The sequence below is a fragment of the Xanthomonas sp. DAR 35659 genome (genome assembly GCF_041242975.1).
GTDB lineage: Bacteria > Pseudomonadota > Gammaproteobacteria > Xanthomonadales > Xanthomonadaceae > Xanthomonas_A > Xanthomonas_A medicagonis.
In genome coordinates this window covers 1900730-1925268 of record NZ_CP162488.1, presented here as the reverse complement: position 1 = coordinate 1925268, position 24539 = coordinate 1900730, and the positions used below count along the sequence as shown (strand labels likewise).

The 24539-nt window shown below is 70.9% G+C and carries 23 protein-coding genes; 6 read left to right on the top strand and 17 right to left on the bottom strand.

Annotated features, from left to right (window positions below; all coding sequences use genetic code 11):
• Nucleotides 1–7 precede the first annotated feature (7 nt).
• Nucleotides 8–415, bottom strand: coding sequence for an SMI1/KNR4 family protein (locus tag AB3X07_RS08175; protein ID WP_369943927.1), 408 nt, complete (start codon nucleotides 413–415; stop codon nucleotides 8–10).
• A 278-nt stretch (nucleotides 416–693) separates the two neighbouring features.
• Here AB3X07_RS08175 and AB3X07_RS08170 point away from each other — a divergent pair, with 278 nt between their 5' ends.
• Complete coding sequence (locus AB3X07_RS08170) at nucleotides 694–1137, top strand: MarR family winged helix-turn-helix transcriptional regulator (RefSeq protein ID WP_369943926.1); 444 nt, start codon at nucleotides 694–696, stop codon at nucleotides 1135–1137.
• Nucleotides 1134–2366: an MFS transporter gene (locus AB3X07_RS08165; RefSeq protein ID WP_369943925.1), complete on the top strand. Its 1233-nt coding sequence runs from the start codon at nucleotides 1134–1136 to the stop codon at nucleotides 2364–2366. The genes AB3X07_RS08170 and AB3X07_RS08165 overlap by 4 nt, the downstream gene beginning before the upstream one ends.
• A gap of 259 nt (nucleotides 2367–2625) precedes the next feature.
• Here AB3X07_RS08165 and AB3X07_RS08160 read toward each other — a convergent pair whose 3' ends face one another.
• The 5 genes from AB3X07_RS08160 to AB3X07_RS08140 form a co-directional block, all read right to left on the bottom strand.
• Nucleotides 2626–3783, bottom strand: coding sequence for a winged helix-turn-helix domain-containing protein (locus tag AB3X07_RS08160; RefSeq protein WP_369943924.1), 1158 nt, complete (start codon nucleotides 3781–3783; stop codon nucleotides 2626–2628).
• 207 nt (nucleotides 3784–3990) lie between these two features.
• A complete protein-coding gene (locus AB3X07_RS08155; protein WP_369943923.1) occupies nucleotides 3991–4644 on the bottom strand; it encodes a TetR/AcrR family transcriptional regulator in 654 nt (217 codons plus the stop codon).
• Nucleotides 4645–4646: 2 nt separating this feature from the next.
• The gene (locus AB3X07_RS08150; protein WP_369943922.1) at nucleotides 4647–4808 is read right to left on the bottom strand and encodes a hypothetical protein; all 162 of its coding nucleotides are present in this window, start codon (nucleotides 4806–4808) and stop codon (nucleotides 4647–4649) included.
• Between the two features lies 1 nt (nucleotide 4809).
• Complete coding sequence (locus AB3X07_RS08145; protein WP_369943921.1) at nucleotides 4810–7959, bottom strand: efflux RND transporter permease subunit; 3150 nt, start codon at nucleotides 7957–7959, stop codon at nucleotides 4810–4812.
• Nucleotides 7960–7972: 13 nt separating this feature from the next.
• Entirely contained in the window at nucleotides 7973–9172 is a 1200-nt protein-coding gene (locus AB3X07_RS08140; protein WP_369943920.1) for an efflux RND transporter periplasmic adaptor subunit, read from the bottom strand.
• A 139-nt stretch (nucleotides 9173–9311) separates the two neighbouring features.
• Between AB3X07_RS08140 and AB3X07_RS08135 the strand changes: the two genes are divergently transcribed.
• The 4 genes from AB3X07_RS08135 (at nucleotide 9312) to AB3X07_RS08120 (ending at nucleotide 13353) form a co-directional block, all read left to right on the top strand.
• Nucleotides 9312–9926: a TetR/AcrR family transcriptional regulator gene (locus AB3X07_RS08135; protein ID WP_369943919.1), complete on the top strand. Its 615-nt coding sequence runs from the start codon at nucleotides 9312–9314 to the stop codon at nucleotides 9924–9926.
• Nucleotides 9927–10531: 605 nt separating this feature from the next.
• On the top strand, nucleotides 10532–11401 hold the full coding sequence (locus tag AB3X07_RS08130; protein ID WP_369943918.1) for a DUF2306 domain-containing protein: 870 nt from the start codon (nucleotides 10532–10534) through the stop codon (nucleotides 11399–11401).
• Nucleotides 11402–11497: 96 nt separating this feature from the next.
• A complete protein-coding gene (locus AB3X07_RS08125) occupies nucleotides 11498–12574 on the top strand; it encodes a sensor histidine kinase (RefSeq protein ID WP_369943917.1) in 1077 nt (358 codons plus the stop codon).
• Nucleotides 12574–13353, top strand: a complete 780-nt coding sequence (locus AB3X07_RS08120; RefSeq protein WP_369943916.1) for a LytR/AlgR family response regulator transcription factor — start codon at nucleotides 12574–12576, stop codon at nucleotides 13351–13353. The genes AB3X07_RS08125 and AB3X07_RS08120 overlap by 1 nt, the downstream gene beginning before the upstream one ends.
• Nucleotides 13354–13375: 22 nt before the next feature.
• Here the strand turns inward: AB3X07_RS08120 and AB3X07_RS08115 are convergent, their stop codons facing one another.
• The 11 genes from AB3X07_RS08115 to creB all read right to left on the bottom strand — a co-directional run bounded on the left by AB3X07_RS08115 (nucleotide 13376) and on the right by creB (nucleotide 24452).
• Entirely contained in the window at nucleotides 13376–13777 is a 402-nt protein-coding gene (locus AB3X07_RS08115) for a VOC family protein (protein WP_369943915.1), read from the bottom strand.
• A gap of 41 nt (nucleotides 13778–13818) precedes the next feature.
• Nucleotides 13819–14307, bottom strand: coding sequence for a transcriptional repressor (locus AB3X07_RS08110; protein ID WP_369943914.1), 489 nt, complete (start codon nucleotides 14305–14307; stop codon nucleotides 13819–13821).
• A 16-nt stretch (nucleotides 14308–14323) separates the two neighbouring features.
• The gene (gene gltX, locus AB3X07_RS08105) at nucleotides 14324–15730 is read right to left on the bottom strand and encodes a glutamate--tRNA ligase (RefSeq protein ID WP_369943913.1); all 1407 of its coding nucleotides are present in this window, start codon (nucleotides 15728–15730) and stop codon (nucleotides 14324–14326) included.
• Nucleotides 15731–15924: 194 nt separating this feature from the next.
• Nucleotides 15925–17007: a DUF3616 domain-containing protein gene (locus tag AB3X07_RS08100; protein WP_369943912.1), complete on the bottom strand. Its 1083-nt coding sequence runs from the start codon at nucleotides 17005–17007 to the stop codon at nucleotides 15925–15927.
• A 393-nt stretch (nucleotides 17008–17400) separates the two neighbouring features.
• Nucleotides 17401–18285, bottom strand: a complete 885-nt coding sequence (locus tag AB3X07_RS08095) for a carbon-nitrogen hydrolase family protein (RefSeq protein ID WP_369943911.1) — start codon at nucleotides 18283–18285, stop codon at nucleotides 17401–17403.
• Complete coding sequence (locus AB3X07_RS08090) at nucleotides 18282–18887, bottom strand: GNAT family N-acetyltransferase (RefSeq protein ID WP_369943910.1); 606 nt, start codon at nucleotides 18885–18887, stop codon at nucleotides 18282–18284. The genes AB3X07_RS08095 and AB3X07_RS08090 overlap by 4 nt, the downstream gene beginning before the upstream one ends.
• 715 nt (nucleotides 18888–19602) lie before the next feature.
• Nucleotides 19603–20034, bottom strand: a complete 432-nt coding sequence (locus tag AB3X07_RS08085; protein ID WP_369943909.1) for a hypothetical protein — start codon at nucleotides 20032–20034, stop codon at nucleotides 19603–19605.
• A 25-nt stretch (nucleotides 20035–20059) separates the two neighbouring features.
• Nucleotides 20060–21379, bottom strand: a complete 1320-nt coding sequence (gene creD, locus AB3X07_RS08080; protein WP_369943908.1) for a cell envelope integrity protein CreD — start codon at nucleotides 21377–21379, stop codon at nucleotides 20060–20062.
• Between the two features lie 461 nt (nucleotides 21380–21840).
• Nucleotides 21841–22188: a hypothetical protein gene (locus AB3X07_RS08075; RefSeq protein ID WP_369943907.1), complete on the bottom strand. Its 348-nt coding sequence runs from the start codon at nucleotides 22186–22188 to the stop codon at nucleotides 21841–21843.
• 112 nt (nucleotides 22189–22300) lie between these two features.
• Entirely contained in the window at nucleotides 22301–23743 is a 1443-nt protein-coding gene (creC, locus tag AB3X07_RS08070; protein ID WP_369943906.1) for a two-component system sensor histidine kinase CreC, read from the bottom strand.
• 1 nt (nucleotide 23744) lies between these two features.
• On the bottom strand, nucleotides 23745–24452 hold the full coding sequence (creB, locus tag AB3X07_RS08065; protein WP_369943905.1) for a two-component system response regulator CreB: 708 nt from the start codon (nucleotides 24450–24452) through the stop codon (nucleotides 23745–23747).
• Nucleotides 24453–24539 lie beyond the last annotated feature (87 nt).

Below are 24539 nucleotides of genomic sequence, written 5' to 3'. Positions count from 1 at the left end.
CGGCCGCTCAGCCCGTGAGGTCGGCGATGAACTCGTCAAAGGAATCGCAGACCCATGCCAGTTCCGCCTCGACCATCAGGTAGAGGTAGATGCTTCCGTGGTCGTCTTCCCTGAGCGACAACAGGAAGGAATTGCCGCCCTCGTCGTAGGCGAAGGGAAGCATTCCCTGCAGCGAGGGGACGCTGTCGATCAGGTCGCGGTAGACACGCTCGATCGGGGCGACGCCGTACTTGATCGGCGTGAAACCGCGCAGCAGAACATCGTTGCCGCCGTTGTCCTCTGACAGGTCGCCGCCATTGTGCCGCAGATAGAATCGCCTGAACCCCGCCGGCAACCGCGCATCGAAGCGCTGCTGGAATTCGTCCAGCTCCTGCTCGGTGAGGGACTGCTCGGCGTCTTCGAGGATCAGCCGCATGTGACCGCACCCGCTGCGCCGTTCTTGCACGAGGCGGCGAGTATACGACGCACCCGCCATGGGCCGTGCCTCGTGCGTGCGGCGTGGCCAGGTCAGCGCAACCCGGCGGCGCACGGACGCGGCAAGCGCCGCGCTGGCCGTTGCGGATGGAAGCGCTCGAAGTATACCGTCGACCACCGGGACATGCCCTGCCAGCGTCGCCCTTGAATGGCGGCGATGCGCCACCTTCTCCGCCCGGCGCTTGCCAATTACATGCATATGCACGTAATTTGCCGGACATGGACGACACGGCCCCCTGCCGCTGCACCTGCTTCCTGCTGCGCCGAGCGGCGCGGCGGACCTCGCAGGTCTACGACCGCGAACTCAGTGCGGTGGGGCTGAGCCTGAACGAGTATTCGATCCTGCGCCGCGCCGGCACCGCGCAGCAGCTGGGCGCGCTGGCCGAGCGCCTGGGCATGGACCGCAGCACGCTGTCGCGCAACCTCAAGCCGATGCAGGCGGCCGGCTGGATCGAGCAACGCCGCGGCGACGATGCGCGGCAGAAGCTGGTGGTGATCAGCGCCGCCGGCCGGCGCCTGCTCAAGCGCGCGCTGCCGCATTGGGAACGCGCGCAGGCGCGCATCGACGCGCTGGCCGGCGATGCCGCCATCGCCACCCTGCACCGCCAATTGCGGCAACTGGAACGCGCGCTGTGCGCCGAGCGCGAGGACGCCGCCGCATGAGCGCCGCGGCGCCGCACGCGCGGGCCGGCCGCCACTGGGGCCTGCTGCTCATCGCCTCGGCGACGCTGATGCTGACCATGGGCGCGCGCCAGACCACCGGCCTGTTCGTCGAACCGATCCACCGCAGCAGCGGCGTCGGCATCGCCGCGATCAGCTTCGCGCTGGCGGTCGGCCAGTTCGTATGGGGCGCGGTGCAGCCGGTGTTCGGCGCCATCGCCGACCAGCGCGGTCCGTTGCCGGTGCTATGGCTGGGCGGGCTGTTGCTGGCGTTGGGCCTGGGGCTGGCGCCCTGGATGCCGAGCGAATGGGGCCTGATCGTCAGCCTGGGCCTGCTCGCCGCAGCGGGCGCCGGTGCCGGCAGCTTCTCGGTGCTGATCGGCGCCACCGCGCATCGCCTCGCGCCGGAACAGCGCTCGTTCGCCGCCGGGCTGATCAACGCCGGCGGCTCGCTCGGCCAGTTCGCGTTCGCGCCGCTGGTGCAATGGATGATCGGCGCGGCCGGCTGGGCGATGGCGATGACCGGCATGGCCGCGCTGTCGCTGCTGACCCTGCCGCTGGCCTGGCCGCTGCGCCGCAAGGGCAAGGCGCAAGCCAATGTGGCGACGGCGGTCGCGGCGGACGGCGGCTTGCGCGCGCAGGTGCGCGTCGCCCTGCGCGACCGCAGCTATTGGTGCCTGCACCTGGGCTTTTTCACCTGTGGCGTGCACATCGCCTTCCTGGTGACCCACCTGCCCGGGGAAATCGCGTTGTGCGGGCTGGCGCCCAGCGTGTCGGCCATCGCCATCGCGCTGATCGGCCTGTTCAACGTCGCCGGCAGCCTGATCGCCGGCAAGCTCGGCGAGCGCGTGCGCATGAAGTGGCTGCTGCTGGCGATGTACGCCAGCCGCGCGGTGCTGATCGCCCTGTACCTGGTCGCGCCGCCGACGCCGCTGACCTTCTACCTGTTCGCCGCCGCGCTCGGTTTCACCTGGTTGGCGACGGTCCCGCCCACCGCCGGCCTGATCGGCAAACTGTTCGGGCCCCGCTACCTGGGCACCCTGTTCGGCCTGACCCTGCTGTCGCACCAGATCGGCGGCTTCTTCGGCGCCTGGCTCGGCGGCGTGGCGCTGGAGCGCTTCGGCAACTACCAGTGGATGTGGTACGCCGACATGGCCCTGGCGGTGGCGGCGGCGCTGGTCAATCTACCGATCCGCGAACAGCGTCCGCTCGCGGCCGCACGGCCCGCCTAGGATCCGGCGGCGGCGCGCAGCGCGATGCCGGCGCAGGATGCGCGTCCGCGCGATAGCCGCGCGCCGACAATGCGACCGCGCTTTCCGGGCAACGCGCGCCCGGCCGCTGCAGTGCCCCGGGCAGCCATCCGCGCAACGCCGACGCGCTGCCGATCAGTACGAAGAACTGCGCGGGTGGCACAGCCTAGCCCCCGCTCCACCGGGAGAGGGGTTGGGGTGAGGGTCCGGCGCGAACGCGACGCTCGGTCGCGCGCCGTCGCTAGCGCAAATGGAAGTGTTCGAAGCGGTGCAGCGCCGCCTCGATCGCCGCCTTCAGCGCCGGCCGCCGCGGCACCAGCCAGGTCCACTTCTGCACCAGCAGGCGGCCGCCCTGGCGGTCCATCTTCAGATCGAGCGCGGCGACGATGCGGTCGCCGACCAGCACCGGCAGCGCGAAGTAGCCGAGCACCCGCTGCGCCGCCGGCACGTAGGCCTCGAAGCGGTGTTCGTAGTCGAAGAACAGCTGCAGCCGCTTGCGCTGGATCACCAGCGGGTCGAACGGCGACAGCAGATGCGCGACGCTCGGGTCCGGCACCGGTGGGACCCGCTCCAGCAACGCCGGCTCGACCCAGAGCGCGCCCCGCTCCTGACCCTGCAGGTGCACCGGCACCAGGCGCCGGGCGGCGACCGCGGCGGCGAGCAGCGCGCGCACCGCGGGCTTGGCGCCGGCGTCGCCGTAGCAGATCGAATCCACGCCGACCACGCCCTGCGCGCGCAAGGCGCGCTGCAGCAGGTAGCGCGCGTACTGCGCGGCGCTGGCCGGGCGCGGGCGCCGCGTCCAGCCGAAATGGCGCGTGGCCAGGTCGTAGGTCTTGAGCATGCCGCTGCGCTGGCTGACCACCAGGTCGCCGCTGAAGAAGCCGTAGCGCAACGCCGCGCGCGAGGGCTTGCGGCTGCCCCACGGATGGGTCTTCTCGACCAGCACGTCGTCGTCGATGTCGCGGATCGACAACGGCCCGTCGTTGCGGATGCGGCGCAGCAGCTTGGCGTAATCGGCCGGATCGATCCTGCCGGCCGCGTCCGCCTCGGCGCGATAGCGCGCCATCTGCGCCACATACATGCGGTAGTCGGCGACCGGCACGTAGGCCAGCGCATGCGTCCAGTATTCAAACACCGACTTGTCCTGCGCCTGGGCCTGCTCCAGGTCCTGCCTGCGGTAGTCGGGAATGCGGGTGTACAGCACGTGGTGATGGCTGCGCTCGATCACGTGGATAGTGTCGATCTGCACGTAGCCCAGATGCGCGGTCGCCTGCCGCACCGCCTCGACGCCGGCGCCGAATGGCGCCGGGCTGGTCAGCCGTTGCGCGTCCAGCCACAGCGCGCGCGCGTGCGCGGCGGCGATGGGGAGGGAGGCGGCGGGCGACCTGGGCTTCGGCATGGGCGTCGGGACATCGCGAGGATCGGCGCAGGATAGCAAGGGCGCCGTGCGCGCCTGCGCGGCGGCGAGGTCGCCAGACGCGATCGCGCCGGTCCGGTATCGCGGCCACGCCCGCCGACAAGTGCGCGCCGGCCCGCCCCGCCGCTTCCGGCGCGGCACCGGATGCGCCTGCGGCTAGCCGTCGCGGCACCGGGCGCGCCGCGACGGCTAGCCGCAGGCGCGTCCGGCACCGTAGATGCGCAGGAACACCTCCACCGAGGCCCCGACATCCTGGTGCGTCCAGTCGCCTCCGGCGCCCGACAGCGCCGCCGAGCGCATCCGCAGCAGCGGCCCGGCCGCGATCAGGCCGAAGAACTGGCGGGAGGCCTGCGCCGGATCGGGCACCGCCAGTTCGCCGCGTTCGACCTCGCGCGCCAGCACCGCCTGCATCGCCAGGTGGTAGCGCTCGAAGCACAGCTCCCAGAACACGTCGCGGCGCACGAAGGCGTGCCGCGCACAGCCGGCCAGCATGCGCCGGATCTCGTCCAGCGCCAGCCCGGCGATGACGTCGAGCAGCACGTGCGCCACCGCCGCCAGGCGCGCGCGCAACGGCCCGTCCACGGAGGGCAGCGCCTGCCACGGATCGGGCGCCTGCCGCAGCGTCTCTTCCAGCGCGCACAGGAACAGGTCCTTCTTGTCGAGGAAGTGCGCGTACAGCGTGGCCTTGGAAACACCGGCATGGACGGCGATCGCATCCATGCTGGTGGTGTCGAACCCCGCCTCCACGAACAGGCGCCTGGCCGCCGCCAGGATCGCCTGGCGCCTGGCGACGAAGGCGCTGCCGGCGCGGCGGCGCGGCCCGGCGCGTCCACCGCGGGCCATGGCTAGCGGCTCGCCGAGGCCATCGCCGTGTCTGGCGCTTCCACCCGACCGCCGCCCAATGCCTTTGCGGCCTGACGCGCATAGGCCGGCATCAGGCTGCAGCCGGCGCGCAGGGCCGGTATCGCCAGCGCCAGCAACAGCGGCGCGAAGCGCGAACGCACCATGTCAGGCGCCTCCCGCGGCAGGCGTGGCGGACGGATCCGGAGCGGACCCGGTGCGGCGCTTCAACAGGCCGCACACCAGCACGAAGAATAGCGGCACGAAGAAGATCGCCAGCACCGTGCCCGACAGCATGCCGCCGATCACCGCGGTGCCCAGCGCGTGCTGCGCGCCGGCGCCGGCGCCGCTGCCCAGCACCAGCGGCACCACGCCGAGGATGAACGCCAGCGAGGTCATCAGGATCGGCCGCAGGCGCATGCGCGCCGCTTCCAGTGCCGCCTCGACCAGGCTCTTGCCGCCCTCGTGCAGTTCCTTGGCGAACTCCACGATCAGGATCGCGTTCTTGCAGGCCAGGCCGATGGTGGTCAGCAGGCCCACCTGGAAGTAGACATCGTTCATCTTCCAGGTGAGCACCGCGCCGAGCAGCGCGCCGATCACGCCCAGCGGCACCACCAGGATCACCGCGAACGGGATCGACCAGCTTTCGTACAGCGCCGCCAGGCACAGGAACACGATCAGGATCGACAGTCCGTACAGCAGGCCGGTCTGGCCGCTGGACGCCTTCTCCTGCCGCGACAACCCGGTCCATTCGTAGCCGATGCCCGGCGGCAGCTTGGCCGCGGCGGCCTCGACGATGGCCAGGGCCTGCCCGCTGGAGGCCGCGCCCGGCTTGGCCATGCCCAAGATCTCCACCGACGGCAGGCTGTTGTACCGCTCCAGGCGCGGCGAGCCCATGGTCCAGCCGGCCGTGGCGAAGGAACTGAACGCGACCATCTCGCCGGCGCCGTTGCGCACGTACCAGCGGTCGATGTCCTCCGGCAGCATGCGGTACGGCGCTTCGGCCTGCAGCATCACCTTCTTGACCCGGCCCTTGTCGATGAAGTCGTTGACGTAGCTGCTGCCCCAGGCGCTGGAGAACGTGGCGTTGATGTCGGAGATCGACAGGCCCAGCGTCTCGGCCTTGTGCGCGTCGATGTCCAGCTTGAACTCCGGCGTGTCCTCCTGCCCGTTCGGGCGCACCGCGACCAGCCGCTGGTCCTTGGACAGTTCGGCCAGCAACTGGTTGCGCGCCTGCATCAGCGCGTCGTGGCCGAGGTTGGCGCGATCCTGCAGCATCAGGTCGAAGCCGGTGGCATTGCCCAGTTCCGACACCGCCGGCGGCGCGAACGCGAACACCCTGGCGTCGCGGATGCCGGCGAAGACCTTGCCGGCCTTGGCGGCCACCGCGGTCACGCTCTGGTCCTTGCCGGTGCGCTCGTCCCACGGCCGCAGCTTGACGAAGGCCAGACCCAGGTTCTGCCCGCTGCCGGCGAAACTGAAGCCATTGACGGCGAACACGCCGGAGACCGAATCCTTCTGGTCGACCAGGAAGTGCTGCTCGACCTGGCGGATCACCGCATCGGTGCGCACCGCGGTGGCGCCGGGCGGCAACTGGATCAGCACGAACAGCGTGCCCTGGTCTTCGTCGGGCAGGAACCCGACCGGCAGTTTCATGAAGCCGAACACCACCAGCGCCAGCACCACCGCATAGCCGATCATGTAGCGCCAACCCTTGCCCAGCATGTGCCGAACGATGCCCTGGTAGCGGCCGTTGCCGCGGTCGAACACGCGGTTGAACCAGCCGAAGAAGCCGGTGGTGGCCATGCCGTGCTGCTTGGCCGGCTTGAGCAAGGTCGCGCACAGCGCCGGGGTCAGCACCATCGCCACCAGCACCGACAGCGTCATCGCTGCGACGATGGTGATCGAGAACTGGCGATAGATGACGCCGGTGGAACCGCCGAAGAACGCCATCGGCACGAACACTGCGGCCAGCACCAGGGCCACGCCGACCAGCGCGCCGGTGATCTGCCCCATCGACTTGCGCGTGGCTTCCTTCGGCGGCAACTGCTCCTCGCTCATCACCCGCTCGACGTTCTCCACCACCACGATGGCATCGTCCACCAGCAGGCCGATCGCCAGCACCATCGCGAACATGGTCAGCGTGTTGATGGTGAAGCCGAACACCGCCAGCACGCCGAAGGTGCCCAGCAGCACCACCGGCACGGCGATGGTCGGAATCAGCGTGGCGCGGAAGTTCTGCAGGAACAGGTACATCACCAGGAACACCAGCACCACCGCCTCCACCAGGGTGCGCACCACCTCCTCGATCGAGATGCGCACGAACGGCGTGGTGTCGTACGGCTTCTGCACCTTCATGCCCGGCGGGAAGAACTTCTCCTGCTCGGCCATGCTGGCATCGATCGCCTTGACCGTGTCCAGCGCGTTGGCGCCGGTGGCCAGCTTGATCGCCAGGCCGGCGGCGGGCTTGCCGTTGTAGCGGCCGGCGCTGTTGTAGCTCTCGCTGCCCAGTTCGATCCGGGCCACGTCGCGCAACCGCACCTGCGCACCGTCGGGCTGCGTGCGCAGCAGGATGTCCTCGAACTCGGCGGCGGTCTTCAGCCGCGTCTGCGCGGTGATGGTGGCGTTGAGCTGCTGGTTGGCTGCCGCCGGCAAGGCGCCGAGCTGGCCGGCCGAGACCTGCGCGTTCTGCGCCTGCACCGCGGTCTTCACGTCCAGCGGGGTCAGGCCGAAGTTGCTGAGCTTGTTGGGGTCCAGCCAGAGGCGCATCGCGTACTGCGAGCCGAACAAGGTGGTGTCGCCGACGCCTTCGACGCGGCTGATCGTTTCCTGCACATTGGCGGCGACGTAGTCGGACAGGTCCGACGCGCTCATGCTGCCGTCCTCGGAGGTGAAGGCCAGCACGTTGAGGAAGTTGGTCGCCGACTTGGTCACGGTGACGCCCTGCTGCTGCACTTCCTGCGGCAGCAACGGCGTGGCCAGCGACAGCTTGTTCTGCACCTGCACCTGCGCGGTGTCCGGGTCGGTGCCGTTGTCGAAGGTCAGGGTGATGGTGACCTGGCCGCTGGACTCGCTGGTGGAGGCCATGTAGCTCAGGTGGTCCAGGCCCTTCATCTTCTGCTCGATGACCTGGGTGACGGTGTCCTCGAGGGTCTTGGCCGAGGCGCCGGGATAGTTGGCGGTGATCGCCACCGCGGGCGGCGCGATGCTCGGGTATTGCGCGATGGGCAGGGTGAGGACGGACAGCAGACCGGCCAGCATCACGATGATGGCCAGCACCCAGGCGAAGATCGGGCGGTCGATGAAGAAGCGTGCCATGACGGTCGATGCCTCAGTTGGCCGCGCGCGGGACGGCCGCGGCGGCGGCGGGCGCCGCGTTCGCGGCCTTCGGCCGCCACGGCACGGTCTTGACCGTCTCCCCGGGCTTGGCCCGCGACAGGCCTTCGACCACCAGTTGCTCGCCGGGCTTGAGCCCGCTGCGCACCAGCCATTGGTCGCCGATCGCGCGGTCGGTCTCCAGCACGCGCAGTTGCAGCGTGTGGTCGCCGCCGACCACGTACGCGGTCGGCTTGCCGGCACCGTTGCGCGACACCGCCTGCTGCGGTACCAGGATCGCCTGGTCGCTGGTGCCTTCCTGCAACACCGCACGCACGTACATGCCGGGCAACAGGTCCGCGTTCGGATTGGGGAAGACCGCGCGCACGGTGATCGAGCCGGTGTTCTGGTCGACGGTGACATCGGAGAACTCCAGCCGTCCCTGCAGCGGGTACGGGCTGCCGTCCTCCATCAACAGCGACACCTTGGCCGCGGTGGCGTCGGCCTTTTCCAGCGCGCCGCTGGCCAGCGCCTGCTTGAGCCGCAGCAGCGCGGCGCTGGGCTGGGTGACGTCGACGTAGATCGGGTCCAGTTGCTGGATCGTGGCCAGCGCGGTCGCCTGGCTGGCGGTCACCAGCGCGCCGGCGGTCACGCTGGACTTGCCGATGCGCCCGGAAATCGGCGCGTCCACCCGCGCATGGTCAAGATTGATGCGCGCGCTCTCCACATTGGCCTTGGCCGCGGCGACATCCGCCTCGGCCTGGCCCAGCGCGGCGTCGGCATCGTCGTTGTCCTGCTTGCTGATCGCCGACACCTTGACCAGTTCGCGGTAGCGCTCGGCCTTCAGCCGCGCGCTGCGCAGCGTGGCCTGGGCCTTGCCCAGCGCGGCCACGTTGCTGTCGTAGGCGGCGCGATAGGTGGACGGGTCGATCTGGTACAGCGTTTCGCCGGCCTTGACCTCGCCGCCCTCGCGGAACTTGCGTACCTGAATGATGCCGTTGACCTGCGGCCGCACGTCGGCGATCAGGTACGGCAGCGTGCGCCCGGGCAATTCGGTGGTCAGCGCGATCGGCCGGGTGGAGACGGTGATGACACCCATCTCCGGGGTGCCCTCCGGCGGCGGCGGGCCGCCCGGAGGGGCGCCGCAGGCGCTCGACAGCAGGGCGGCCGCCACGGCCAGGAGCAGGGAGAGACGGGAAGACAGGACAGAGCGCACGGGCGGATCTCCGGAGGGTGCGGGGCGAGCGGGCCAATTTATATACGGTACGGTTTGGTATACTATTCACGCGATTCGGCGCCGTCAACCATTCCTGCACTCCCGGTATACTTAAGCGCCCGCCCCCCACGAACACCCGATGCGCGTCAGGACCGAAGCCAAGCGCGAGGCCATCATCGAGGCGGCCGCCGCGGTGTTCCTGGAAGCCGGCTTCGAAGGCGCCTCGATGAGCCAGATCGCCACCCGCGCCGGTGGCTCCAAGCGCACCCTGTATGGCTACTTCTCCTCCAAGGAGGAACTGTTCGTGGCGGTGGCGCACGGCGTCGCCCGGCGCTTCATGGAACCGGTCCTGGAGACGCTGCTGCAGAGCCGGGACGATCTGCCGACCGCGTTGCAGCGCATGGGCGAAGACGGCATGGCGTTCCTGTGCTCGCAACAGTCCGTGCAGGTGTGGCAGACCGTCATCGGCGTGTCCGGGCGCTCGGACATCGGCCTGCTGTTCTTCGAGACCGGCCCTGGCGAGGGCATGAACCGCCTGGGCGTGTTCCTGGAACGCCAGATGGACCTGGGCGTGCTGCGCCGCGCCAACCCGAGCACCGCCGCCAGGCACCTGGTCGGGCTGCTGGAGGCGGAGACCTTGATGCCCTGCCTGTTCGGCGCGCTGAAGAACCCTTCGCCGGACTACCTGCGCGCGGCCACCCGCGACGCGCTGCAGGTGTTCTTCGGCGGCTACGCGGCCCAGCCCGCGCGCTGAAGCGCATCCGCTCGCCGCTGCGGGCGGCGACGGCCGGTCGCAACCGCTCCTGCGGCGCGCGCCCGCGCCCAAGCCGCCGTAGCTCGGCCACAACGGCAGGGTTTCGGTCGCCGCCGCGCGCGGCGTCCAGCGACACGGCGATCTCGGGTGCTCTCGCGGTCCACGCCACCCCGCCGGATCCGGCATGCGCATACCGATCGTGCGTCTGCAACCGCGCGGTTGGATTAACCGCCGAGACGCCTGTCCCGGCGCGGACGATCTGATCGGCCCGCTCCCCGGCTGGACGCGGCGACCGTCGTCATCGACAGCGACGTTCCCTGGCGGACCGCCCGACACGCCCCCTGCCACGACAGAGCGCGGCCCAGGTGCGCGGCAGCGGCGGCGCTGCCGTCCGCGATCGAGGCAGCAGCGAACGCGTGCCGGTGCCGGTGCCGGTGCCGGTGCCTGAGCATGCGGCGCGATCGGCGCGGCGCCGCGCCTGCATCCCCGCGCTCCATCGGCGTCCGGCGCCGTCCATCCGCTCCTGCCGTCGCCGGTCGGACAGGCCGCACGCGCGCGCCGGCGCCGCCGCAGCATGCGCGCACTCCCCATCACTGTGCCTGCGCATGACCGCCGTGCAACCGATCGCCCCCGTCATTCCCGCTGCGTCCGCCATAGCGCCCGCAGCGCAATCCGCATCCGCCGCGACCAGACACCTGCGCCGCGCCGCCACCGTGTGGGGCGGCCTTGCCGTCGCCGGCCAATTGGCGTTCGCCATCTACGTGACCGTCTTCTACGGACGCGCGGCGCTGGCCGGGGCCCCGGAGCGCTGGAACCGGGTCCTGCCCCACGGCTACGTCGCCGGCGACACCCTGTTCAACGCCGTGCTCGCCCTGCACCTGCTGCTCGCCGCAGGCATCGTGCTGGCCGGCGCGGCGCAGTTGCTGCCGGCCCTGCGCCGGCTGGCCCCGGCCGTGCATCGTTGGAACGGGCGGCTGTACCTGCTCAGCGCGCTGGTGCTGAGCCTGGGCGGACTGGCGATGATCTGGGTGCGCGGCGGCGCCGCCGGCGATGTCGGCCAGCACCTGGGCACCACCCTCAATGCGCTGCTGATCCTCGCGTTCGCCGCCATGGCCTGGCGCGCGGCCCGCGCCGGGCGCATCGCCGCGCACCGGCGCTGGGCGCTGCGCCTGTTCCTGGCGGTGAGCGGCGTGTGGTTCTTCCGCATCGGCCTGATGTTCTGGCTGGCGATCAACCAGGGCCCCGCGGGCTTCGATCCAGAGCGCTTCGTGGGCCCTGCGCTGACCATCCTCGCGTTCGCGCAGACGCTGCTGCCGCTGGCGGTGCTGGAACTGTACCTGCGCGCGCTGGATGGCCGCCGCCGCGCGCTGCACTGGCTGGCGACCGGCACGTTGGCGCTGATGAGCCTGGTGACCCTGATCGGCAGCGCCGCCGCGACGCTGGGCATGTGGTGGCCGATGCTGCGGCCGGCCTAGGGCGTGTCCCCACTCTCCAAGGATGCCGCTCGGGGACTGGCGACACGCCCTAGCGGCGCGGCACGCCGACCGGTGCCCTCGGCTATGCTCGCGCCCATGCCAGGTTCCGCTCCGCTCTCCGCACCGCCACGCCGCCCCGCGCCGCTGACCTGGGCGCGCATCGGCACGGTCTGCGTCCTGTCCGGCGGACTCGGGCTGCTGCTGAGCCTGAGCTGGGATTCCACGCTCTCGGCGCTGGCCCGCGCCTTCGCGCTCGGCGCCGCCGCGCTGCTGGCCTTCGTCGCGCTGGAGCGCTGGCCGCGGCGGCTGCCGGCGTGGCTGGCGCGCTGGGCGCTGCAGGTGCTGGGCGTGGCGCTGGCCATTCCGCTGACGACGCTGGCGATCTACGTCGGCCTGACCCCGCACGACGCACCGCCGTTCTGGGAGGACCAGGAGCGGCTGTCCGGCTTCTTCATGCTCATCGTGACCGGCGTGCTGGTCGCGCCGTGGACGGCGCTGGCGGCGCTGGTCAGGCAGAAGGATGCCCTGGCCAGGCACCAGGCGCTGGCCTTCGAGCTGGAGCGCAGCGAACTGGAACGGCAGACGCTGGATGCGCGCCTGCATCTGATGCAGCGCCAGGTCGCGCCGCACTTCCTGTTCAACACGCTGGCCAACGTGCAGGCGCTGATCGACATGGGCTCGCCCAAAGCGGCGGACCTGATGCGCAGCCTGATCGCCTACCTGCGCGCGGCGGTGCCGCGGCTGCACGAACCGACCACCACGCTGGGCGACGAACTGGCGCTGGTCCGCGCCTATCTGGAGTTGATGTACATGCGCATGCCGGACCGCCTGCAGTACGCGATCGACGCCGACCAGGCGTTGTCCGCGGTGCGCTGCCCCACCCTGACGCTGCTGACGCTGGTAGAGAACGCGGTCAAGCACGGCATCGACCCGGCCGAGGACGGCGGCCGCATCGTCATCCGCGCCTGGCGCGAGGCCGGTTACTGCCACCTGCGGGTCGAGGACAGCGGCACCGGCGCGGGGGCGAGCGCGCAGGGCCTGGGCACCGGACTGGGCACCTTGCGCGACCGGCTCGCGCTCAGTTTCGGCGCCGCCGCGCACCTGCAGGTGGCGGCGCAGCTGCCGCACGGCACGCGCGCCGACATCCGCTTCCCGCTGGCGGCGCAGGCCTGATGGACACGCCCAGCGCGCTGATCGCCGACGACGAACCGCTGCTGCGCGACGCGCTCAAGCGGCAGCTGGCGCGGCTGTGGCCGGCGCTGCGGGTCACCGCCGAAGCGCGCAACGGCCGGGACGCGGTGCGCCTGTTCGCGGAGCGGCAGCCGCAGATCTGCTTCCTGGATATCCAGATGCCCGGCCTGTCCGGGGTGCAGGCGGCACAGCAGATCGGCCGCGGCGCGCACATCGTGTTCGTCACCGCCTACGACGACTACGCGGTGCAGGCGTTCGCCGAGGGCGCGCTGGACTACCTGGTCAAGCCGGTGCAGGACGCGCGCCTGGCCGATACCGTCGGCCGCCTGCAGCAGCGCCTGCAGGCGGCGCAGCCGGCCGCCGACCTCAGCGAGCAGTTGCAGCGGCTGGCCGCGCAGTTGCTGCCGCCGCAGCGGCCGGCACCGCTGCGCTGGCTGCACGCGCAGGCCGGCACCACGCTGCGGCTGATCCCGGTCGAGGCGATCGACTATCTGCGGTCCGAGCACAAGTACACCTGCGTGGCCTGGCACGACGCCGCCGCCCAGCCCTGCCAGGCGATCGTGGCGACGCCGCTCAAGGAGCTGGCCGCGCAACTGGACCCGGCCAGCTTCCGCCAGGTGCACCGCTCGGTCGTGGTCAACCTGCATTCCGTGGCGCACCTGGTCCGCCTCGACAACGACACCGCGCAGATCCACCTGCGCGGCCGTCGCGAAACCTTGCCGGTCAGTCGCAGCTACCTGCCGCTGTTCCGCGCGATGTAGCGCGCCGCCGCGACGCGCGGCGCTACCACTCGGTGAACACCAGGCGGTTGCCGTCCGGATCGCAGAACGCCAGCGCCAGGCCGCCTGGATAGTCGAGCGGCCCCTGGCAGCAGTTGGTTTCGCCGGCGCCGAAGATGTCGCCACGGCGCAGCTGCGGCGCGATGCGGGCGGCGATCGCGGCGACGTCCGCCTCGCCGATCTCCAGTTGCGGCTGCTGCGCGCGCAGGTAGCGCAGCACCGCGGCATCCTCGCAGCGATGCACGCGCAGGCTCGGGCCGTTCTCCAGTTCCACCAGGATCGTCCCCCGGACATCGGCATCGACGAGGAGCGACGCCGGATCGCCGGCGCACAAGCCGGTGGCGGCATAGAACGCGGCGCTACGGCGCAGGTCTTCGGCGAACAGCGGAAGGACGATCGGGTACATGCGGGTTCCGACGTCGGCGATGGCGCGCGGCGGCCGTCAGCTCAGCCGGCGCAGCGCGCGCACAGGCCGTGCACTTCCAGGGTCTGCGCCTGCGGCTGGAAGCCCAGCGCCTTGGCGCGCTGCTCCAGTTGCGCGACCACGTCGCGGTCCTCCAGTTCCACCGCGCTATGGCAGCGGTCGCAGATCAGGAACGGCACCGAATGCTGCGCGCTGCTGGGATGGTGGCAGGCGACGAAGGCGTTGACCGACTCGAGCTTGTGCACGAAGCCGTTGGCCATCAGGAAGTCCAGCGCGCGATACACGGTCGGCGGCGCGTCGGCGCCCACGCTCTTGCCCTCGCGCACCCATTCCAGCAGCTCGTAGGCCTTCACCGGGCGCGCCGCCTCGGCGATCAGGCGCAGCACGTTGGCGCGGATCGGGGTCAGCCGCAGCCCGCGCTCGCGGCTCACCCGCTCCACCACCCGCACGAAGTCGTCGGCGTCGTGGACGTGGTGGTGCGGCTCGGTGCAGGCGGTCTTCTTGCTGGACATGGGCGTCTCCGGGGAGTCAGGGTCCCGCTGGGATCTTGATGAGCGCGGCATCGATGCGTTTCAAGGCCTGCTCGCGCCCGGCCAGGTACACCGTATACGAGATGTCCGGGCTGACCTGGGTGCCGGTGATCGCCACGCGCAGCGGCTGCGCCACCTTGCCCATGCCCAGTTCCAGCGCGGCGGCGGCGTCGTGCAGCGCGGCGGACACGCCCTCCACGCTCCAGTCGCCCAGCGCCGCCAGCAGCTCGCGCGCCTTGCCCAGCGCCAGTTCGGCGCCCGGCTTGAGGTGCTTGGCCACCGCCGCCTCGTCGTAGCGCTCCAGCGGCTGGTACCAGACCGCCGCCTTCTCGGCCATTTCCTTCAGCGTCTGCACGCGCTCGCGCAGCGCCACCACCACGTCAGCGGCGGCCGGGCCGGCGGCCGGGTCGAGGCCGAGCTTGGCCAGGTGGTATTCCAGCTGCGGCGCGATCGTCGCCGGATCGTCGCTCTTGAGGTAATGCTGGTTGACCCAGCCGAGCTTGGCCATGTCCAGGCGCGCGGCCTTGGAATTGACGTCCTTGACGTCGAACAGGTCGATCAGCTCCTGCCGGCCGAACAGTTCCTGGTCGCCGTGCGACCAGCCCAGCCGCGCCAGGTAGTTGATCAGCGCGTGCGGCAGGTAGCCGGCGTCCTTGTACTGCATCACGTCGGCCGCGCCGGTGCGCTTGGACAGCTTGGCGCCCTGCTCGTCCAGGATCATCGGCATGTGCGCGAACGTCGGCACCGGCGCGCCCAGCGCTTCGTAGATGTTGATCTGGCGCGGGGTGTTGTTGATGTGGTCGTCGCCGCGGATGACCTCGGTGATGCCCATGTCCCAGTCGTCCACCACCACCGCGAAGTTGTAGGTGGGATAGCCGTCGGGGCGGAAGATCACCATGTCGTCCAGTTCGCTGTTGGCGATCTCGATGCGGCCCTTGATCAGGTCGTCGAACGCCACCACGCCCTCGCTGGGGTTCTTGAAGCGGATCACCCGGTTCGGATCGTCGCGGTACGGCAGGTTCTGCTCGCGCGCCGCGCCGTTGTAGCGCGGCTTTTCCTGCCGGGCCATGGCCGCTTCGCGCATCGCGTCCAGTTCCTCGCGGGTCTCGTAGGCGTAGTAGGCCTTGCCCTGCGCCAGCAACTGCTCGGCCACGGCGCGGTAGCGGTCCAGGCGCCGGGTCTGGTAGATCGGGCCTTCGTCGTAGTCCAGACCCAGCCACTCCATCGCTTCCAGGATCGCGTCGATCGCCGCCTGGGTGCTGCGCTCGCGGTCGGTGTCCTCGATGCGCAGCACGAATTCGCCGCCGCGGTGCCGCGCCTCCAGCCAGCAGTACAGCGCGGTGCGCGCGCCGCCGATGTGCAGGTAACCGGTGGGACTGGGGGCGAAACGGGTGCGGCAGGCCATGGAACGCTCGAAGGCAAACGGGAATCGGGCGATTTTACCCCGCCGGGCCGTTGGCTGCCGGAGGCGGCAGCGTGCCGTCCCCGGGTTTGCATTTCTTTGAGCGCGGCTTCGGACGCGATGGGGGTGACTGGTGGTGCCTGTCGCGGCTGAAGCCGCTCCTACATGGGCGTTCGTCGCCCAGGCGCGGAACGGCGCTAGCGCAACAGATCGCCGTGCACGATGCACTCGCCCTCGCTGCGCGCCGGCCCCGGCGCGTCGTACAGCACCAGCCAGCTCGGCACGCCGCCGGACAGCGCCGGCGGCAGGTTGCACAGCGCTTCGGCACGATCGCAGTCCTCGCCATGCGGCAGCGCCAGCGATTTCACCAGCTCGCGCTGGAACCGCACCGGCGCGCGGTTGTCGGCCAGCAGGGTGCGCGCGCCGGGCCAGCGGAACAGGCGGATCTCGCCGTTGAGCACCATGGTCGGGCCGGCCAGCAGGTACAGGTCGTCGCCGTGGAAATGCAGGTCGCGCACGCCAAGCCCACCCAGTTGCAGGAAGTGCTTGCGCAGCAGCGTGCCGTCCTCGTCCAGCGGCGCCAGGCGCAGGTGGTCGCCGTGCGCCTCCACCGCGATCTCCAGCACCCCGGCCCAGCCGCGCAGCACCGGCCCGCGCAGGCCCAGCAGCAGGCGCTGGCCGTCCACCGCCATGCCTTCGATGTCGAAGCCGTTGTCCTTGCCCGGAATCTTGAGATAGGCGCCGAAGTGCGGATCGTCCGTGAGCAGGTCGGTGAGCTGGTTGCCCTTGGCGTCGCCCTTCAGCCGCAAGGCGCGGCGGCCGTCCGCGGCCTCGCGCACCAGCTGCGGCGCGCCGTCGGCGGCGCGTTCGATCGGCAGGCATGCGAGCAGGCGCCGGTTGGCGTCGAGCTTGAGCTTGGCCAGGCGCTTGCCGTTGTCGGCGTCGTCGCGATCGGGCTTGGCGTTCTTGCGCTTCATGCCATGCGAGCCGACCACCCACAGGTAGCCGGGCGAGAGCGCCATGCCCTCCAGGTCGGCTTCGTCGTCGTGATCGCCGGGCAGGTCGAGCAAGGCGCCCAGGGCGAAACTGCGGCCATCGCCGAAGCGCAGCGTTTCCGCGCCGCGCGGCGCCAGCGCGCGCAGGCGATCGACCGCGCAGGCCTCGTCGCCGGCCACCCACAGCCACTCGTCGGTGAAGGCGGCGCCGGACAGATTGGCGTGGACCAGCGCGCCGGGCGCGAATTCCAGGCGCACGGCGTGCGGCTGCAGGATCTTGGGCATGGGGCACACAGTGGGTCGCGGACAAGGCGACAGCAAAGCGCATCACGCGTTCGGATGGCGTGTGCTGCAGGACATCGGGCGGCCACGCACCGGAATGCTCCGCGGCTGGCGCCAGCGCCGCTGTGCGTGTGCGTGTGCGTGTGCGTGTGCGGTGTGCGGTGTGCGCAGCAGCTTGTGCGGGCGCGACGGCGACGCAAAGGCGAGACGGCGTGTCGGCTACATCCGCAAGCAGCGCGAGCAGGCCGAACGCGACGTCACGTTGTCCGAGCAGAGGCTTCGGCCACTGGCCGACCTGCGCGCCAGGCGGGCCTCTGCCCGTGATCCAAGCGCCCGTGTCGGCATGCGCAGCCGTCCTGCCATCCCGCGATGCACGGCCGACAGCGGCCGACGACGCTACTGCAAGTCTTCGACCTCCGCGCGCACGATCGCCGGCGCCAGTTGGCCGCGCCAGTCGCGGTCGTTGGCGACCTGGGCCTGCGCGCGGCTGGCTTCGAACGCGGCGAAGTCCAGCTCGGCCAGCGCCCAGACCTGTTCGCCCCGGGTCTGCGCGACGATGCCGTCGGCCGGGAAGCCGGCGTCCATCGGTGCGTAGATCGCCGCCTCGCCGGTATTCACGTCCAGCGCCGGGCTCCATTCGGCCAGCCCGGCGGTCACCGACTGGGCGACGAAGATGCGGTTCTCCAGCGCCCGCGCCAGGCACCCGACACGCACACGGGTGGCGCCGGCCTCGGTGTCGGTGCAACTGGGCACCACCAGCAAGCGCGCGCCGGCCTCGTACTGGGCCCGCACCGGCAGCGGGAACTCGCTGTCGTAGCAGACCGCCACGCCGGCGCGCACGCCATCGGCGGCGAATACCTTCAACGTCTCGCCGCCGTCGATCAGGCCGGTGGCCTTCTCGAAGCCGGTCAACTGCAGCTTGTCCTGCCAGCCGTGGCGGCCATCGGGCGCGAACCAGTAGGCGCGGTTGCGGTAGCGCCCCTCGCCGCTGGCGAGCAGGAAGCTGCCGGCGATCAGGTGCAGGCGATGGCGCTGCGCCAACTGTGCGAACAACGCCAGGTACTGCGGATGCAGCGCCTGGATCGCCGCCAGCGACGCGGGCAGGTCCTGGGCCACGGACGCGGCGAAGGTCGCGGCCAGTTCCAGCGACAGGTACTCGGGCAGCACCGCCAGCTGCGCGCCGGCCTGCGCCGCCTGCGCGATCAAGGCCGCCTGCTTGTCGGCGAAGGCGGCGAAATCGACCGGCGCGCCGATCGGGTACTTGGCGACGGCGATCTTCATGCGCAAGGCTCCAGCGGACGGGTCCACATGCTCAGGGTATGCGGGATCTCGCCGCGTTCCAGTTCGTTCCATGCCAAGCGCACGCGCAGCGACGGTTGCGGCGCGTAGCCGCGCTTGCGCCAGAACGCGTCGTTGCCGCGGTAGTCCGGCGGGCGCCGCGGATCGGCGGGGTCGCGGTCCACCGCGCAGAACGCGGTCAGGCCGAAGCGGCCGAGCGCGCGCGCATGCGCTTCGCGGTGGTCGAAGAAGGCGTGGCCGACGCCACGGCCGCGGTAGGCCGGCAGCAGTACCGATTCGCCGAAATAGAACACGTCGGCCACCGCGATGGCGCTGCCCGCGAACGCCGCGCCGAACGCCTCGGCATCGTCGGCGAGCGGCAGGCCGGTGGAGGCGCCGACCACCTGCTCGCCGTCCTGGGCGAGCACGAACACGCTGTCGGGCGAGCCGGCGTAGGCGGCCAGGTAGTCGCGCTCGTAGTCCAGGTCGCCGGCGTACAGATACGGCCAGTCGCGGAACACCGCGATGCGCAGGCGTGCGACGTCGTCCAGGTAGGGCGCGATCTGCGCGCCGCGCAGCCGCTGAATGGAGAGCGGAGAGTGCATCCGTGCACTCTACCGCAGGTGTTTCCATGGCGCTGCCGGCCTGGCGATGCCCTACTCCTTTCATCCCTGAGTCGCCGTCCCTGGCGCGTGGCGTCCTTGCCGCTCCTGTGCCGCGGCCTCCCTGGCCACGATGGGCACCGCGATCGCGGTGCCCGTTCGGGTGTTGCATGACGCCGTCCCTGGCGGCGGCCTCCTGGCCGATGTCGCGTCCTGCGGCGGCGTCCGTTGCCGCGATGCAAGCCACGAGCGGGTTTGTCCACTCGCTGCTTCCATGGCGCCATCCTTGGCGATGGCCTCCTGCCCATGCGTCCTGCGGCGGCGTCCACTTCCGCGATGCAAGCCACGAGCGGGCCTATCCGCTCGCCCTTCCCTGGCGCCCTCCCTGGCGGCGGCCTTCTGGCCGATGCATCCTGCGGCGGCGTCCCTGACCGCGGTGCACAGCGCGAGCGGCTTGGCCGCTCGCTCCTTCCATGGCGCCCTCCCTGGCGGCGGCCTCCTGGCCGATGCGTCCTGCGGCGGTGTCCCTTCCGCGATGCAAGCCACGAGCGGGTCTATCCGCTCGCCCTTCCCTGGCGCCCTCCCTGGCGGCGACCTCCTGGTCGATGCGTCCTGCGGCGGCGTCCGTGCCGCGATTGGGTACCGCGACCGCGCGGCTGCTCCATGCGCCGCGGTCGCGTGCCGTGGCCGACGCCGCGGGCGCCGGCCGCGGCCTGGCTCACCTCCACCAGCGGCACAGCAGCGCGGCCTGCGCCGGCAGTACCACCAGCCGCGCCCGGCCTTGCGCTTCCCAGGTCACGAAGCCGGGGCCATGCGCCGATGCCGCGTCCTGCCCGGGCTGCGCCCAGGCCGAGTCGCGCCGCAGCGCGCGCCAGGCGCAGTAGCGCCACGGTTCGGCCTCGCCCGGCAAGGCGGCGCGGGCCTGCAGCGCCGCGGCCAGGAACGCCAGGCCGTGCGCGGCCAGCGCGTCGCGGCTGCGTTCGCTCAGCCGCAGCCACAACGCCCCGCCGCGGTCGGCGGCGGTGACCAGCGCCGCCTGCGCACTGCGCGCGAGCGCGGCGCCGGCGTTGCCGCGGTGCAGACCGCGGGTGTCCAGTGCGTCCGGCAACAGCGCCTGGACGCGACGGTGCAGATGCAGATGCGCCGACATGCTCCGGGTCTCCTCGCGCACCGGCTCAGCGCAGGGACGCGCCGAGCGCGTACCAGTCGATCTTGCGGGTGATCCACATGATCGCGGCGAGGATCGCGAACAGCAGCAGCGAGCCCATCAGCAAGGCGTTGTCTTCCGACGCCAGCAACCCGTACAGCGCGCCGTACAGCAGGGTCAGCATGCTGGCGAAGCCCGCGGCGCGCGCGCGGCTGCGCAAGACCCCGGCCAGGTAGAAGAACTGCAGGCCGATGCAACTCACCGCCGAGATCAGGTAGGCCTGCCAGAACGGGATGTGCTCGGACAGGCTGAGCAGCAGCAGGAAGAAGATCGCCAGCGCCAGGCCGACCAGCAGGTATTGCAGCGGATGGATCGGCAGACGCTTGATCAGCTCGAACAGGCCGAAGGCGACGAAGGTCAGCACCACGAACAGGATGCCGTACTTGCTGGCGCGGTCGGTCTGCGTATAGACGTCGACCGGATCGACCAGGTCCACGCGCAAGGCATCGACCTCGTCGGTGCCGGTCGCCAATTGCGCCTGCGCGCCGGTCGCCAGCGAGGACAGCGCCCAACTGGCCTGGAAGCCCTGCGGGCCGAAGCGGCGTTCGTTGGGCAGGAAGCGGCCGCCGAACAGCGGGTGCGGCCACGGCGAGGTCAGCGCGATCTGATTGTCGTCGCCCACCGGCACGACCGACAGCGCCTGGGTGCCGTCGAGCACGAACTCCATCTCCACGCTGTGCAGGTCGCTGAGCCTGCCCTGGCGGGTGTCGGCCAGCGCCGGCAGCGGCGCGTGCACGCCCTTGGTGACGGCGTTCATCGCCAGCGAGCCCGGCTGCAGCGTCTGCGCCTTGCCGTCGGTGCGCAGGTTGGGCGTGCCGACCAGGCCGCGCACGTCCTCGATGCCGAGCACCAGGTAGGGCTGGCCGTAGGTGCGGCCCTCCACCGCGGCGTACTCCATGTCGTCGAACTGCGCCTTGAGCCGCGCGTGCAGGCTGTAGACCTGCACCTTGAACAGGCCGATGACGCGTTGCGAGGGCTTCATCTCGCCGTCGATGGCCAGGTGCCGCGGGGTCTGCAGGTCGTAGCCGCTCGTGGTCTCGCGCTGCACGCTGCGCTTGCCGTCGGCGTCGAGCACCGCCACGTCGCGCACCTGGGTCCACGGCAGCACGCGTACCGGGCCGAGCAGGCGCTGCTCGCCGGCCTTGCTCTGCGACACGCGCTCCACCGCCTGGCGGCGGTAGCCTTCGCGATCGCTGATGGCGCCGCGGATCATCAGCAGCGGGATCAGCAGCAACAGGATCAATCCGCCGATGGTGGCGAATCGCAGGACGAGCTTCAGGGATTTCATGGATGGTCCTCGGGATCGGGAGGACGCCAGGGTGCCGCGGCCGCGTGTGCGGGGTTTGAGGCGAATTTGAAGCGAATGTGAAGTCGCCGCCGACGCGGCGCCGGCGGCGCCCAAGCGCCTCGCCGCAGCGCCCCCGCCCACGCGTCACCTCTGTAGGAGCGGCTTCAGCCGCGACCGGAACGACGGAGAAACCTTGCGCGTGTGATGAACCTTCGCCGCATCGAGCCCCCGTGCGGCGGCTGACGACACGCGCACCGCAAGCACCAGGAAATGCAGCCCGCCGAGCGCGGCGGGTAGCCGCTCATGGTTCCTGGGCAATCCACGAAACCCCGCCAACCGGCCGAACCTTCATCGCTGACGTCCGCCGGTTGGCGCTCGCGAGGCATCAGCGCACTCCACGTCTGTGCCGCACCCGCGAAGCGAAGTTCATGACACGCGCTGGCCGACTCAGTGAATACCACTCACGGCATTCGATTCCGCCCCGTTCCCATCGAAGCCCTGATAGCGCCGGGCGACACGTTCAACCCGTCGCAAAGGCAGGAGACATCGAATTCGAGATGGGGCTGCAGCGATTGAAGCCAATCGCAGAAACCTTCAAAAACAGGATAATTTTCCTCCGTCACCTCAAACACCCCACCGCCCTGATGGGATTCTTGCAGTTTTAAAACCACGCATCGAAATTCGTCTTGATGGCCGGCGATCTCCCTCGGCCCAATCATGGTCAAATTTTCAATCAACCTGATTTCGTCATCCAGATCCATGATGGTCGGAAGCTGGCTCGCCAGTAGATGAATTTGATTGATGTTCATGACTGAAGTGGCGGGACTCACGCTCAAGGGAAACGCTCATAGCACGCTCCGGCACGGCTCACGTCGAGCTGCCAGCGACACCCGCTGACACCCCAGCCCGGACCCGTACCACTCACCCCGCCGGCAACGCCATCCGCGCCACCGCGCCGCCCGCGTCGCGATTGCGCAGGCTCGCCTCGCCGCCGTGCAGCCGCGCCACTTCGCGCACGAACGGCAGGCCCAGGCCCGAACTGCGTTGGCCGCTGGCCGGCCGCGCCAGCGAGTAGAAGCGCTCGAACACCCGCTCCAGCGCGTAATCCGGAACGCCCGGGCCCTGGTCTTCCACCAGCAGCACGATGCGCCCCTCCGCGTCGCGCTCGGCGCGCACCACCACGGTATCGCCGGACGACGAAAACGCGATCGCATTGTCCAGCAGATTGTGCAGCGCCTGGCGCAGCAGGTAGGGATCGCCGACCAGCGCCAGCGCCGGGTCCGGCGGCGGCGCCCGCAGCCGCACGCCGCTGGCCTGCAGCCGCGGCGCCAAGGCCTCCTGCAGTTGCTCGAACAGCGGCGCCAGCGCGATCCGCTCGCGCCGTTGCAGCCAGCCGTGCTGTTCCACCTCGGCCAGCGCCAGCAGCTTGTCGATGGTCTCGGTGAGGCGCTGCTGCTGCTCGGCGATGTTGCGCACGAAGCGTTGCCGCTCCGCCTCCGGCAGCGGCTCCTGCAGCAGTTCGGCGGCGCCGCGGATCGCCGCCAGCGGGCTCTTCATCTCGTGGGTCAGCGACTGCACGTACTGTTCGACATAGGCCTTGCCCTCCAGCTTGCGCCGCATCGTCTCCAGCGCGCGGCCCAGGTCGCCGATCTCGTCGCGGCGCGGCGGCGGCGGCGGCACCGGTTCGCCGGCGCTGACCGCCTGCGCATAGCGGTTGAGCCGGCCGATGCCGCGCAGCAGGCCCCAGGTCATCAGCAGGCCGATCAGCGCGGAGATGCCGATCAACCACGCGCCGCGCAGCAGGATGCTGCGCTGGCTGGCGAGGATGAACGGTTCGATGCTGCGGTTGGGCTGGGACAGGGTCAGCACGCCGATCAGGCGGCGGTTGTCGGCCGGGTCGTAGATCGGCGCGGCCACGTGCATCACGGTGTGGTTGGGGTCGCCGTCGGCCTCGGGACTGGAGCGGGCGCCGTACTCGCCGCGCAGGGTGCGGTAGACGTCGTTCCAGCGCGAGTTGTCGCGGCCCAGGTCCTGGCCGCGCGAATCGAACACCACCACCCCGGCCGCATCGGTGATGGTGACGCGGTAATCGACGCTGCGCTTGGGGAAACGCCACACCATCGCGCGCGGGTTGCGCCGCTGCGCGGCGCTCAGGTCGCGGGCGAAGGCGCCGCTGTCGATGCGCCCGGCCTTCAGGTCGCCGGCCGCCATCTGCGCCAGCACGTTGGCCGCGTCCACCAGGGTCGATTCCATCGCCTGGCGCACGCCCGGCTTGACCTCGTTGACGAACACCCGCATCACGAAGAACGCGGCGACGCCGACGATCAGGAAGAACCCCAGGAACAGCTTCAGCCCTAGCCGCACCTCATTGCTCCAGCGCGTAGCCGAGGCCGCGATGGGTGCGGATCGGATCGGACGCGGCGCCGGCCGCGCGCAGCTTGGCGCGCAGGGTCTTGATGTGGGTATCCACGGTGCGGTCGGCGCTGTCGGCGCTGGCGTCCCAGCCGCGGTCCATCAGCTGCGCGCGGCTGAGGATGGCGCCGGGCCGCTGCAGCAGCGCGGCCAGCAAGGCGTATTCGTAGCGGGTCAGGTCCAGCAGGGCATCGCGATAGTGGATGCGGCGGCCTTCGCGGTCGATGGCGAAGTCGCCGTGCCGCTGCCAGCCCGGTTCGGCCGCCGCCGCGGCCGCCGGCCGGCGCAGCCGCGCGCGTACCCGCGCGACCAGTTCGCGCGGCGAGAACGGCTTGGCCATGTAGTCGTCGGCGCCCAGTTCCAGGCCGAGCACGCGGTCGATCTCGTCGTTGCGCGCGGTCAGGAAGATCACCGGCACCTGGCTGAAACCGCGTAGCTCGCGGCACACCTCGAAGCCGCCCAGGTCCGGCAGACCCACGTCGAGCACCACCACGTCGATGCCGCCGGCGCGGGCCTGGGCCAGCGCCTCGCGCCCGAGCAGGCAATGCCGCACCTGGTACCCCTCGCTGCGCAGCGCGTACAGCACGGTATCGGCGATGGCGGATTCGTCCTCGACGACGAGGACACAGGGGGCGGCGGACGCGGACATGGCGCGCAGCATAGCCGCAGCGGGGCACGGCGTGCAGCGCGGGCGCGGGCCACCCTCGCCCGCGCCGGAGACAGGACGGGCAGCGCGCCCGGCCCCCTC

Excerpts from the sequence above, each read along its gene's own strand:
- AB3X07_RS08160 (WP_369943924.1), bottom strand. The coding sequence starts at position 3,783 with ATGCCGAAGCCCAGGTCGCCCGCCGCCTCCCTCCCCATCGCCGCCGCG.
- AB3X07_RS08085 (WP_369943909.1), bottom strand. The coding sequence starts at position 20,034 with ATGTCGGCGCATCTGCATCTGCACCGTCGCGTCCAGGCGCTGTTGCCG.
- AB3X07_RS08165 (WP_369943925.1), top strand. The coding sequence starts at position 1,134 with ATGAGCGCCGCGGCGCCGCACGCGCGGGCCGGCCGCCACTGGGGCCTG.
- AB3X07_RS08110 (WP_369943914.1), bottom strand. The coding sequence starts at position 14,307 with ATGTCCAGCAAGAAGACCGCCTGCACCGAGCCGCACCACCACGTCCAC.
- gltX (WP_369943913.1), bottom strand. The coding sequence starts at position 15,730 with ATGGCCTGCCGCACCCGTTTCGCCCCCAGTCCCACCGGTTACCTGCAC.
- creB (WP_369943905.1), bottom strand. The coding sequence starts at position 24,452 with ATGCTGCGCGCCATGTCCGCGTCCGCCGCCCCCTGTGTCCTCGTCGTC.
- AB3X07_RS08125 (WP_369943917.1), top strand. The coding sequence starts at position 11,498 with ATGCCAGGTTCCGCTCCGCTCTCCGCACCGCCACGCCGCCCCGCGCCG.
- AB3X07_RS08075 (WP_369943907.1), bottom strand. The coding sequence starts at position 22,188 with ATGAACATCAATCAAATTCATCTACTGGCGAGCCAGCTTCCGACCATC.
- AB3X07_RS08150 (WP_369943922.1), bottom strand. The coding sequence starts at position 4,808 with ATGGTGCGTTCGCGCTTCGCGCCGCTGTTGCTGGCGCTGGCGATACCG.
- AB3X07_RS08115 (WP_369943915.1), bottom strand. The coding sequence starts at position 13,777 with ATGTACCCGATCGTCCTTCCGCTGTTCGCCGAAGACCTGCGCCGTAGC.
- AB3X07_RS08120 (WP_369943916.1), top strand. The coding sequence starts at position 12,574 with ATGGACACGCCCAGCGCGCTGATCGCCGACGACGAACCGCTGCTGCGC.
- AB3X07_RS08100 (WP_369943912.1), bottom strand. The coding sequence starts at position 17,007 with ATGCCCAAGATCCTGCAGCCGCACGCCGTGCGCCTGGAATTCGCGCCC.
- AB3X07_RS08155 (WP_369943923.1), bottom strand. The coding sequence starts at position 4,644 with ATGGCCCGCGGTGGACGCGCCGGGCCGCGCCGCCGCGCCGGCAGCGCC.
- AB3X07_RS08095 (WP_369943911.1), bottom strand. The coding sequence starts at position 18,285 with ATGAAGATCGCCGTCGCCAAGTACCCGATCGGCGCGCCGGTCGATTTC.
- AB3X07_RS08135 (WP_369943919.1), top strand. The coding sequence starts at position 9,312 with ATGCGCGTCAGGACCGAAGCCAAGCGCGAGGCCATCATCGAGGCGGCC.
- AB3X07_RS08175 (WP_369943927.1), bottom strand. The coding sequence starts at position 415 with ATGCGGCTGATCCTCGAAGACGCCGAGCAGTCCCTCACCGAGCAGGAG.
- AB3X07_RS08130 (WP_369943918.1), top strand. The coding sequence starts at position 10,532 with ATGACCGCCGTGCAACCGATCGCCCCCGTCATTCCCGCTGCGTCCGCC.
- AB3X07_RS08145 (WP_369943921.1), bottom strand. The coding sequence starts at position 7,959 with ATGGCACGCTTCTTCATCGACCGCCCGATCTTCGCCTGGGTGCTGGCC.
- AB3X07_RS08090 (WP_369943910.1), bottom strand. The coding sequence starts at position 18,887 with ATGCACTCTCCGCTCTCCATTCAGCGGCTGCGCGGCGCGCAGATCGCG.
- AB3X07_RS08170 (WP_369943926.1), top strand. The coding sequence starts at position 694 with ATGGACGACACGGCCCCCTGCCGCTGCACCTGCTTCCTGCTGCGCCGA.
- creD (WP_369943908.1), bottom strand. The coding sequence starts at position 21,379 with ATGAAATCCCTGAAGCTCGTCCTGCGATTCGCCACCATCGGCGGATTG.